Annotated in this window: 8 protein-coding genes and 1 tRNA gene; 4 read left to right on the top strand and 5 right to left on the bottom strand. The window is 69.8% G+C overall.

Features of this window, described 5'->3' with window-relative positions; all coding sequences use genetic code 11:
* Positions 1-3 precede the first annotated feature (3 nt).
* From QM597_RS04320 to QM597_RS04305, 4 genes are all read right to left on the bottom strand, one after another.
* A tRNA-Met gene (locus QM597_RS04320) sits at positions 4-77 on the bottom strand.
* 91 nt (positions 78-168) lie between these two features.
* Complete coding sequence (locus QM597_RS04315; protein WP_415003642.1) at positions 169-3,054, bottom strand: UPF0182 family protein; 2,886 nt, start codon at positions 3,052-3,054, stop codon at positions 169-171.
* 82 nt (positions 3,055-3,136) lie between these two features.
* The gene (locus QM597_RS04310; RefSeq protein WP_415003641.1) at positions 3,137-3,751 is read right to left on the bottom strand and encodes a PPA1309 family protein; all 615 of its coding nucleotides are present in this window, start codon (positions 3,749-3,751) and stop codon (positions 3,137-3,139) included.
* Entirely contained in the window at positions 3,748-4,860 is a 1,113-nt protein-coding gene (locus QM597_RS04305) for a PDZ domain-containing protein (RefSeq protein ID WP_415003640.1), read from the bottom strand. Before QM597_RS04305 ends, QM597_RS04310 begins: the two co-directional genes overlap by 4 nt.
* 92 nt (positions 4,861-4,952) lie before the next feature.
* On the opposite strand from QM597_RS04305, the gene QM597_RS04300 reads away from it, so the two are divergent.
* The 4 genes from QM597_RS04300 to QM597_RS04285 all read left to right on the top strand — a co-directional run bounded on the left by QM597_RS04300 (position 4,953) and on the right by QM597_RS04285 (position 9,335).
* Complete coding sequence (locus QM597_RS04300) at positions 4,953-6,275, top strand: zinc-dependent metalloprotease (RefSeq protein ID WP_415003639.1); 1,323 nt, start codon at positions 4,953-4,955, stop codon at positions 6,273-6,275.
* Entirely contained in the window at positions 6,272-6,844 is a 573-nt protein-coding gene (locus QM597_RS04295; RefSeq protein WP_415003638.1) for an NUDIX hydrolase, read from the top strand. The genes QM597_RS04300 and QM597_RS04295 overlap by 4 nt, the downstream gene beginning before the upstream one ends.
* A gap of 252 nt (positions 6,845-7,096) precedes the next feature.
* A complete protein-coding gene (locus tag QM597_RS04290; protein WP_415003637.1) occupies positions 7,097-7,990 on the top strand; it encodes a hypothetical protein in 894 nt (297 codons plus the stop codon).
* A 4-nt stretch (positions 7,991-7,994) separates the two neighbouring features.
* Positions 7,995-9,335 carry an ABC1 kinase family protein gene (locus QM597_RS04285; protein WP_415003636.1) on the top strand — a complete coding sequence of 447 codons (1,341 nt, stop codon included), beginning with the start codon at positions 7,995-7,997 and terminating at the stop codon, positions 9,333-9,335.
* On the opposite strand, the gene QM597_RS04280 is transcribed toward QM597_RS04285, so the two are convergent.
* The gene (locus tag QM597_RS04280) at positions 9,303-11,330 is read right to left on the bottom strand and encodes an ATP-dependent DNA helicase UvrD2 (RefSeq protein ID WP_415003635.1); all 2,028 of its coding nucleotides are present in this window, start codon (positions 11,328-11,330) and stop codon (positions 9,303-9,305) included. The two genes, QM597_RS04285 and QM597_RS04280, sit on opposite strands and share 33 nt — an antisense overlap.
* Between the last annotated feature and the right edge of the window lie 14 nt (positions 11,331-11,344).

Below are 11,344 nucleotides of genomic sequence, written 5' to 3'. Positions count from 1 at the left end.
TCGTAGCGGGGACAGGATTTGAACCTGTGACCTCTGGGTTATGAGCCCAGCGAGCTACCGAGCTGCTCCACCCCGCGTCGGTGGGACCAGTTTACAGACCGGCGACCGGAGAGCCAAATCGGGTCCCTTCGAGACTCGTAGCACACTCCTCGCACCTCAGCGAACGCGCTACTGCGCCTGCGCTTCCTGGGCCGAGGCGATCGCCTCGCCCATGAGTTCAACCTGACGCTGATACTCGGCGAGATCGCCCGAAGTGAGCGCATCCTGAGCGGCGTTGTAGGCCACCGCCGCTTCGGCGAGCCACTCTGCGGTCGTCTTCGCCCCGTCGGACCCGCCGGAGTCCTCCTCGGCCGCCGCTCCCCCGTCATCGGCCGGAATCTGCCCCGGTTGCAGACCCAGAGCAACCGCGAGCGCCTCGTCCAAAGTCTGTCCGAAGCCCACGTCACCGCCGAACGACGCCGCCACGAACTGCAACACCGGGAAAGTTCCCTCGCTGGCCGTCCTCTGGATATAGATCGGCTGCACGTACAACAACCCGCCGCCGACCGGAAGCGTCAGCAGGTTCCCGCGCAAGATCTTGGCCTGTTTCGACTGTTCGTATTGCAGCAGCGCCTGAGTCACGCCCCGGTCGGTCTGGAAGTCGTTGGCGATCTGCGACGGGCCAGACACTTGCGTATCGCTCGGCAACTGCAAGATCTGCATCGTGCCGTAGTCCTCACTGGTCGCCTCGGAATTGACCGACACGAACGACGCGAGATTCTGTCTGCTGTTGGGCAGGAAAACACTCGTCAGCGAGAAGTTCCCCTGCTCCTGGCCCGGCCGGCTCATCGTCAAGTAATACGGCGGCTGCAGCACACTCGAATCACTGCCCTGCGTCGGATCGCTCGGCACCCGCCACCGCTCGCCGTCCTCGTAGAACGTCTGCGCATCGGTCACGTGATAGCGCGCCAGCACATCGCGCTGCACCTTGAACAGATCAACCGGATAGCGCAGGTGGCTCATCAGGTCGTCACTGATCTCCGACTTCTTCTCCACCGTGCCGGGGAACACCTTCATCCATGCCTCGAGGATCGGATCCTCGGTGTCCCACTGATACAGCGTCACGGTGCCGTCATAGGCATCGACGACCGCCTTGACCGAATTGCGCATGTAGTTGATCTCGTCGGTCGGCAACGCCGCCTGCGCACTCGTCTGCGTCAGGGTGTCGGCCGTCGCCTCGCGCAGCGACCGATGCTCGGAATACGGATAGGCGTTGCTCGTCGTGTAGCCGTCGACGATCCAGACCATGCGCCCGTCGACCACCGCCGGGTACACATCGCCGTCGACCGTCAGCCACGGCGCGACCTTCTCGACCCGCTGGCGCGGCTCGCGGTCGTACAGGATCTTGGAGTTCTCGTTGACCCGGTCCGACAAGACGATATTCGGCTCACTGAACTTCACCGCATACAGCACCTTGTGGAACAGACTGCCGACCGGCACACCGCCGGAGCCGTCGTAGATGTTCTTCGTGGCATTCTCCGCATCGGCCTCACCACCACCCTGGGGAATATCACTCTCCACTGCGGCAGCGCCCTCGGGACGCCCGACGATGGAATAGTCCGGGGAGTTCTCGCCGAAGTAGATTCGCGGCGGCACCTCGGTCTCGATCTGACCAACCGGCGGGATGTCCTGCACGACCCACACCGGCTCACCGTTGGGGCCACGCTGATTGCCGAACGCGGAAATCACACCGTAGCCGTGGGTGTACACCGTGTGATCGTTCGACCACGTCCGCTGACTCTGCTGTAAGCCGGCGAGATCCACCTCGCGTGCGGCGATGATGACATCCTGCGGCGTCTCACTGCCCTCCAGCACGTAGCGGTCGACATCGAGCGTCTGCGGAACCGTGTAGTAGCCGCGCACCTGCTGCAGCTGCTGGAAGGCGTCGGAGATCAACGTCGGATCGAGCAGCCGGCTGCTCACCCGCGAAGCCGCCGACTGGCCGAGTTCCTCGGGCGTCAACTCGGTCTTAGCTGTGTAATCCTCGACCGTAGCGTCGGCGACATCGTAGGCCTCGCGCGTCGCCTCGATATTGTGCGCGATATACGGCCCCTCCTTGTCCGGCTCCGAAGGGCGCACCTGGAAGGACTGCATCGCATACGGCCAGATGCCGCCGATGACGATAGAGGCCAGCAGCATCCCCGCCACACCGAGTCCGGGCAGCGTCCACGAACGCCAGAACACCGACGCGAAGAACAACAGAGCCACGATGACCGCCACGACCGTCAGCACATCGCGGGCCGGGATGCGCGCCGTCGCGTCGGTGTAGCCGATCCCGTCGAACAGCGCCGAGTTGCCGATGGCGTAACCGAACCTGTCCAGGTGATAGGCGAACGCCCGCACCAGCAGGCCGAGGCCGGCCACGACGGCCAGATGCGACCGCGCGGCCCGCGTGAACCGTACCCCGCCGGAGACACGCACCCCACCGAACACATACATCGTGAACAGCGTGACAAGGAAGGCCACCACGATCATCGTGAAGCCGAAGGTCGACAGGAAACGCAGCCACGGATAGTCGAAGACGTAGAAACCGACATCACGCTTGAAGTGCGGATCCTTCACGCCGAACGAACCACCGGCGCGCCACAGCTGGTAGGTCTGCCACTGTCCCGAGGCGACCGAGCCGGCGAAAGCCGCGAACAGCAGCGTGGCGACGATGGTCACCGGGCGCAGGATCGGCGACAGCGCCATGCGATAGCGCACCGCAGGCTCGTCGCGGCGCATCGGCAGGTTCTCCGGCCGCAGCCGCCAGGCCAGGAAGGCGCTGCCCATGACGACCAGGGCGAAGATCAGCCCGAACACCACGAACAGACCGATCCTGGTCACCAGGACCTTGGTGAACACGTCGGTGTAGCCGACGGACTTGTACCAGAGCCGGTCGGTGTAGACGTTGGTGAACACCGACCCGAGCACGATCAGCACCGCCACCGTCGCCAGCGTCGGTACGAGCACCCTCCGCCGGCGCTCCGGCTCGGGGGGAAGAGGCTGATCGGCGATGCCGAAAATGTCGCTCACGGGGTCACTTCCGTCTCAGAAAAAACGCCACCATACGGAAGCAACCCCGCGAAAACCCCGCAGATCACTCGCTCACGCTCGCTCACGGGGTCACTTCCATCTCAGAAAAAACGTCGCCATGTGGACTCTCGACTCTACGTGGCGGCTCGGACAGCAGGGTGTGGTTGAGCAGGGCAACCAACCCTGGGACCAGGCCCGGTCCTTCGAGTAAGTCCGAGTCAGCGCCGTCGCCGCGACGGCGCACCGCGCTGTGCGCCGATCCGCCTCGCAACACCGCCGCCACGAGGCGCACCTCCTGACGGTCCGGATGCGCCGCCATGACGGCGGCCGCCTCCTCAGGATCCTCCGGCAACTCGGTCTCGACGCCGGCCGGCAGCATGAACCGCTCGATGACCGCAGCGCAGCCGTCGACGTCACCGGGCCACGACATCTGCGCGAGCGCCTGCTCGAATCCTTCGACCGGCACCCCGTCCTGCTCGATGGGCGTGAAGGAGCCGTCGGACCCATCGCCGACCTGCGCCGCGAGTTCGGGGGCACGGGCGACGAGATCGGCGGTGCGCACCAGCGCGAACAGGCGCGGCGGCTGGTCCCACCCCGCCTCGGCCGCATGCCGCTCGACCTCCAAGGCCGCCTGACGCAGGGGCGAGTCCGGGTGCAGTTCGAGCACCGGAACGTCCGGGTTCGTGGGATCGCTCATGGGCAACTCGGCACCGTCGCGTCGGGGTCCTGCGCCAGCGTCTCCACCGAGGCGACGGCATCGGTGAGCGTCGTGATCTTGACCAGTGTCATCCCGAAGTCCGTGCCGTCGGTGGCCTCGTCACAGTTGTCCGCCGGGACGAGAAACACCTCGACGTCATCGGCGTGCGCGCCGGCCATCTTCTGCCGGATTCCGCCGATGGCACCGACCGTCCCGTCGGCGGCCATCTCCCCGGTGCCCGCGACCCTCAGGTCGCCGGTCAACGGCCCGGGCGTGAGCAGGTCGTAGATCGCCAGCGCGAACATCGTGCCGGCACTCGGACCGCCGACGGAGTCGCCGACATTGTTGACCACGGTGATCGGCGGGTCGAAGTCCTCGCCGAGCGAGACCCCGATCCGCGGCACATCGGCGTCGTCCTCCGCCGCCTGCGTCGTGAGGGTGACGTCGGCGGTGGCGTCATCACGTTCGTAGGTGAGCGTGACCGAATCGCCCGGACGGCGCTGCGAGACCAGATCGACGACCTGCTGCGCCGAGGTGACCGGCTGGCCGTCGACCGCCCGGATCGTGTCCTCGGCTTTCAACTGCCCGGCTGCGGCACCATCCTTCGAGACCTCCGCGACGACGACCCGCTGCGGCACCTCATAGCCCAGCACCCGCAGGGCCGCGACGGTCGAGGAGTCCTGGGACGAGGCCATCTGCGCGGCCGACTCCGCATCGGCTTCCTCGGCCGACTCGTCATCGGGATACAAGACGTCCTTGGGGATCAGTTCGGCCTCGTCGTCGAAATAGGCCCGCACGGCCTCGGCGAAGGTCACCTCGCCGTCGGGCGAGGTGACCGAGACGGTCGTGAAGTCGAGCGTCCCCTCGGACGGGTAGGAGGCGACATCGCCCTCGATGCTCAGCATCGGCTCCCCGTCGAAGTCGCCGAGCGTGTTGAACACCGGCCCCGGCTCCAGCAGCGCATAGGGCACCGGCAGCAGGAAGGCGACCCCGGCAAGGACGATCGTGGTCACCGCCGCGATGACGACGGTGACGTACCGAGGACTGACCTGCGGCTCGAAGCCAATCCACGGGTCGTCGTCTGGCGAAGGCTCGGGCGTCGAGGACACGCGCACCACGATAGAGGCCCGGCTCAACGCCGTTGCGGCGGGCACCAGCCGCGAGCCGCCGGAATCTAGGGCGAGACGGCTATCGTGGCTCCATGTCCGACCACCCCGCGCACGGCCCCGACGACGCCGGAGACGACCGGCCGCCCCACCCCTTCGCAGGCACGCCATTCGAGGCGCTGTTCGCACAGTTCGGCGCGGCAGGCCAGGCACCCGGGGCGGGCCAGATGCCCGACCTGAACGCGCTCATGGGTCAGATGCAGCGCCTGTTCACCCCGCACGAGGGCACCATCAACGCCGAGGTCACCCGCGATGTGGCTCGCCAGACGTGTGCCGCAGCCGGGGCCGACCTTTCGGTCACCGCCGCACAGCAGGCCGCCGTCGCCGACGCGGCACAGTTGGCCGAGATGTGGCTCGACCACGCCACCGACCTCACCCGCAGTGCGACCACAGCCGCCGCGTGGAGCCGGGCCGAGTGGATCGAGCACACCGCCTCGACCTGGCGCTCCCTGGCCGAGCCGGTGGCCGAGCACGTCGTCGCGGCGATGGGCGAGGCGATGCCCCCGGAGGTCAAGGCGATGGCCGGCCCGTTGCTCGGCATGCTCTCGTCGGCCGGCGGCGCGATGTTCTCCCAACAGCTCGGCCGGGGGTTGGGCGAGCTGGCCGGGGAAGTCCTCTGCTCGACCGACATCGGCCTGCCGCTCGGCCCGGCCGGCGTCGCCGCCGTGCTCCCGGAGAACCTCACCGCATTCGGCGAGGGCCTGGAACGGACGCCGACCGACATGCTGCTGTACGTGGTGTTGCGCGAGTGCGCCCATCACCGGCTGTTCGCCGCCGCACCGTGGCTGCGGCCCGCGCTCGTCGGTGCCGTCGAGGAATACGGACGCGGAACCCGCATCGACATGCAGGCCGTCGAGAGCCGGCTGTCCGGCTTTGATCCGTCCGATCCTCAACAGATCGCCACCGCACTGCAGAACGGCCTGTTCGACCCCGAACCGACCGAGCAGCAGCGTCAGGCGCTGGCCCGACTGGAGCATCTGCTGGCACTGGTCGAGGGCTGGGTCGACGAGGTGGTCACGCAGGCGGCCCACGAACGGATGCCGGCGGCCGCAGCGCTCGCCGAGGCCATGCGCCGCCGCCGTGCGACCGGCGGGCCGGCCGAGCAGACCTTCGCCAGCCTGGTCGGACTGCAACTGCGTCCCCGGCGGCTGCGCGACGCCGCGAACCTGTGGGCAGCGGTGCGCGACCGCTGCGGGGCGGCGGCCCGCGACGACCTGTGGCTTCATCCGGACGTACTGCCCACGCCCACCGACCTGGACGATCCCCTGGGCTTCGCCGACCGATCCGAATCCGGCGCGGACGAGGGCAGCGACGATGCCTTCGATGCCGAACTGCGCCGCCTGCTCGACGAGCAGTGAGCACATCGCCGCTGCATGAGGACGCGGTGCGCTGCCTGGAGGCCTGGACCACGCCGGACGACCGGCAAGAAAGCCTGCGTCGGGACTGCCTGGCGCTGCTGGCCGCCGAGCCGCTGGCGACCCGGCGCGAGTGCCGGCCCGATCATCTCACGGCGAGCCTGCTGATCTTCTCCACCGACCTGGCCTCGGTGCTGCTGACCCTGCATGCCAAGGCAGGACTCTGGCTGCAGACCGGCGGCCACTGCGAGCCGGGCGACCGAAGTCTCACTGGGGCCGCGCTGCGCGAGGGTGCCGAGGAGTCGGGGCTGACCGGCCTGGAGATCGACCCGGTTCCGGTCGCGCTGTCGCGCCACGCGGTGCCGTTCTGCGGCCCTCCGGTGAGCGGAGGCGCGACCCGGCACTGGGACGTGCAGTTCGCCGCGGTCGCCGGTGCCGGCACCGACGCGGTGATCTCGGCCGAATCGACCGATCTGCGCTGGTTCGCCGTCGACGGCCTCCCGGCCGGATCCGACGACGCGGTGCGGCACCTCGTCGCCGCCGGGTCGAGCCGCCTGCACGGCTGCCGGTAGGACCGCTGGCTGAGGTGCGCCTGCGGTGGCGGGTCCCTTCGAGGCTCGCAAGCTCGCACCTCAGGGACCGAGGTTCGCATCTCCAGGCAGGTCGGCTCGTCCACGGGGCTGTCCACATGCTCCCCGGCGATTCCCCCAGGATCGTCCCCACCCTTGTCCACAGGACGTGGAAACCCACGCCCCTCCATGCACCCCTCATCCCTGTGGACAACTCAGGTGACGAACCGCCGCCGAAGGTCGACAGTGACCTCCATGGTGTTCCGACCCGCCCTCGCCCCCGGTGCCCACTTGACCCGCCATGACACCACTCACCTGCGCATCGGCGACGGTGACCGCGTCGTCCTGCCCGACTCCGAAGCGCTCCAGGCGCTCGTCACGGCCATCGACGGGGTGCGCGACCGCGACGTCGTCTGCCGCGAGGCCGCCGAGCACAGCGGCGCGCCGCCCGGCGAGGTCGCGGGCCTGCTGGACCTGCTCATCGCCCGCGGTGCTGTCGTCGACGCCGAGCCGTGGCTGCGCCTCCTGGCTCCCCGCAACGAGATCGCCTCGGCCATCCGCAGGGGTGTCGATCCGGAGACGCTGGCCGACCGCGCCCACACCGTGCTGGCCCTTCACGCCGCGCCCAGCTGCGCGGACCTGGCCGACCTCATCGGCGCCGCGGCGCGCATGGGCGGCCTCTCGCAGCGCGCCGACCAGCCGCCGGATCTCCACGTGCTCGCCACCACCGGCGAACCGCCCCGCGACCTGATCGAGTCCCTGGCCGCCACCGGGGCGCATGTGCTGCCGGTGGCGCTGAGCGAGGGCCGCTGCATCGTCGGCCCGTGGACCGACCTCGGCCGCACCCCGTGCCCCCGGTGTGCCGACTTCGCCCAGGCCCTCTGGGGCTGCGGCCCGTGCGGCCTGTGGCCGTCGCTCGACCGCCCCGACCGGCTGCACGGTGTGGGCGTCGAGACCGCCCAGGCCGCAGCCTCGCTCATCGTCGCCGATCTGCTGGCCGCCGCTGACGGACGACGGCCCGCCACCGTCGGCACCCGGTTCGCCATCGGCCCGGACGCCCACCACGCCACCCGCCTCGCGGTCGACTTCGCCGAGGACTGCACCTGCCATCTACTCTCCTCCGTCGGACCAGGCTCCCCCGTACGCTGAACCCGTGAGCGATGACCGCAAGGGCGGGCTGCCGGGCAGCGCCTTCGGGCGCACCGCACGCCTGGCCGCGCTGCCGGTCGGCTACGCGGGGCGCGCCACACTCGGCGTCGGCAGGCGGATCGCCGGGCGGCCCGCCGACGCGGTCCTGGCCGAGGTGCAGCGGCGCACCGCCGACCAGATCTTCTCGGTGCTCGGCCAACTCAAGGGCGGCGCGATGAAGTTCGGCCAGGCCATGAGCATCTTCGAGGCCGCCCTGCCCGAAGAACTCATCGGCCCCTACCGGGAATCCCTGACCAAGCTCCAGGACGCCGCCCCGGCGATGCCCGTGGCCCTGGTCGATCAGGTCATGCGGGGCGAGTTCGGCGACTTCTGGCGCGAGGAGTTCGCCGAGTTCGAGCAGACGCCGGTCGCGGCGGCCTCCATCGGCCAGGTACACCGGGCAGTGTGGAAGGACGGCCGCCCCGTCGCGGTCAAGATCCAGTACCCGGGTGCGGCCAAGGCGCTGCGTGCCGACCTGCGCCAGATCGGACGGCTGTCGCGCCTGTTCGGCGTGCTCGCCCCCGGCCTCGACGTCAAGCCGCTGATCGCCGAGCTGCAGGCGCGCGTCGAAGAAGAACTCGACTACTCCCTCGAAGCGGCCGCGCAGGCGGCCTTCGCCGAGGCCTATGCCGGCGACCCGGACTACGTCGTGCCGCAGGTGGTCGCCCACAGCGAGCGAGCACTCGTGACCGAGTGGATCGACAGCGACGGCTCGCTCGCCGGGGTCATCGCCGACGGCAGCCAAGCCGAGCGCGACCGCCTCGGCAACCTCTACGCACGCTTCCTGCTGGGCAGCCCGCGCCGCGCCGGACTGCTACACGCCGACCCGCACCCGGGCAACTTCCGGCCGCTGGCCGACGGCCGCCTCGGCATCGTCGACTTCGGTGCCGTGGCACGCCTCGACGGAGGCTTCCCGCCGGTGATCGGCGTGCTGCTGCGCCAGGCCGTCGCCGGCGACGCAGAGGCGGTCAGCGCCGGGCTGCGCGCCGAAGGCTTCATCCGGCCCAAGGTGCGGGTCGAGGCCGAGGCCATCTCCGCCTACATCGCTCCGTTCTTCGAGCCGGCGACGCTCGAGTCGTTCACCTTCAGCCGCGCCTGGCTGCGCGACCAGTTGTCGCGGGTCACCTCGCCGGGCGTCGAAGGCATGGGGACGGCGATGAAGGTCAACCTGCCGCCGGAGTACCTGCTGATCCACCGGGTCTGGATGGGTGCCATCGGAGTGCTGAGCCAGTTGGAGGCGACCGCGCCGTTCCGGCGCATCCTCGTCGAGGAGTTACCCGGATTCGCCGACGAGGGCCAGGACTGACTCGCCGAACTCCTCCAGCTTGCGCTGCCCGATACCGCTGATGCGCAGCAGGGCACGGCTGTCGCGCGGCTTGGCCTCGGCGATGAGTTTGAGCGTGTTGTCGTTGAACACCACATAGGCCGGGACCTTGCGCTCGACGGCGACCTCGGTGCGCCACGCGCGCAGGCGCTCGAACAGCTCCTCGTCGTAGGTGACCGGGCAGTCGGCGCACCGGCCGCGCTTGCGGTCGGCGGCCGTGGCGAGCGGCTGCCCGCACACCGGGCACGCGCGAACGCGCCGGTCGCTACTACGGCTCGCGCGGGAGGTGTGGTCGGCGGGCAGCAGCGCGTCGAGGAAGCGGGTGGGATTGCGCTTGGTCCGGGCGGTGGCGGTGCGCGCGGTGGCCCAGGCGAGGTACAGGTGGCGGCGCGCTCGCGTGAGACCCACGTAGAACAGCCGCCGCTCCTCCTCGACGGCCTCCGGAGTCTGCGCGTGGACGATCGGCATCATGCCCTCGTGCAGGCCGGCGCAGAAGACCGCGTCCCACTCCAGGCCCTTGGCCGAGTGGAAGGTCGCCAGCGTGACGCCGTCGGCAGTGGGCGCGTGGGCGGACTCGGCGCGTCGTTCGAGATCGGCGACGAGTGTGGCGAGCGTGGCACCTGGATCGGCCTCGATGAGGTCGGCGGCCATCGAGGTGAGGGCGTGCAGCGACTCCCAGCGGTCGCGGGCGGCCCCGGATCCCTTCGGCGGATCGTCGGGGTGGCCCATGCCCGAGAGCACTGCGCGCACGTCGGCCAGGACGTCTCCGGACTCGCCGGCCGCCGCAGCCCCGCGCAGCAGCGTGACCGCCTGGCGGACCTCGGCGCGCTGGAAGAAGCCCTCGACGCCGCGCAGCACGAACGGGACGGAGCGTGACCCGAGGGCCTCTTCGAAGGCCTCCGACTGGGCGTTGATGCGGAACAGCACCGCGATCTCGCGGTAGGGCACGCCGCGACGATGCAGGGCGACGATCTCCTCGGCGATGGCCTCGGCCATCGCCGGCTCGTCGGCATAGCCGGTGTAGTCCACCGGATCGCCGGGCGGGTTCTGGGCCTGCAGGGTGACGCCGGTGCGCTGGCCGCCGGTGAACACCGCATTGGCCGCCGCCACGATCTGCGGCGTCGAGCGGTAGTTGCGCACGAGTTCGATGCGGGTGGCGTCGTCGAAGCGCTGCGCGAAGCTGCGCAGTGCGGCCGGCGAGGCCCCCGCGAAGGTGTAGATCGTCTGGTAGGGGTCGCCCACGACGCAGACGTCGGACCGGCCCCCGAGCCACAGGTCGAGCACCGTGGACTGCAGGGGGTTGACGTCCTGGAACTCGTCGACCACGAACCAGCGGTACTGACGGCGCACCTGCGCGGCGATGCGCTCGTCGGCGTCGAGCATCGAGGCGGTGAACAGCAGGATGTCCTCGAAGTCGAGCACCCGGCGCTCGCGCTTGAGTTCTTCGTAGCCGGCGTAGACCGCCCCGACGTCGGCGGCGTCGAGGTCGCCGACAGACCGCCCCGCCGCGTGCGCGGTGTAGCGGTCCGGCACGACGTTACTGACCTTGGACCATTCGATCTCCGAGGCCAGGTCGCGGATCAGGGCCTGATCGGTGCGCACCCCGGCCCGGCGGGCGGCCCCGGCGACGAGCGCGAACTTCGAGCCGGTGATCTCGGGGAAGTCGCCGCCGTAGAACTGCGGCCAGAAATAGCGCAGCTGCCGCAAGGCTGCGGAATGGAAGGTACGCGCCTGCACGCCGGGGGCACCGAGCTGGCCGAGCCTGCCGCGCATCTCCCCGGCGGCGCGCGTGGTGAAGGTGACTGCGAGGACCTCCTGCGGCTTGTACAGGCCCGTCTCGACCCCGTAGGCGATGCGGTGAGTGAGGGCGCGGGTCTTGCCGGTCCCGGCACCGGCGATGACCACCACCGGCCCCTTCAGCGCGACCGCAACCTCGCGCTGCTCAGGGTCGAGCGCATCGAGCAGAGGGTGCGACACGGGCTTCCTCAAGA

Origin of the sequence: Aeromicrobium sp., assembly GCF_047607065.1 — a bacterium.
Lineage (GTDB): Bacteria > Actinomycetota > Actinomycetes > Propionibacteriales > Nocardioidaceae > Aeromicrobium.
Note: the sequence above shows the minus strand (reverse complement) of the source record. Positions and strands in the feature narration are given on the sequence as shown.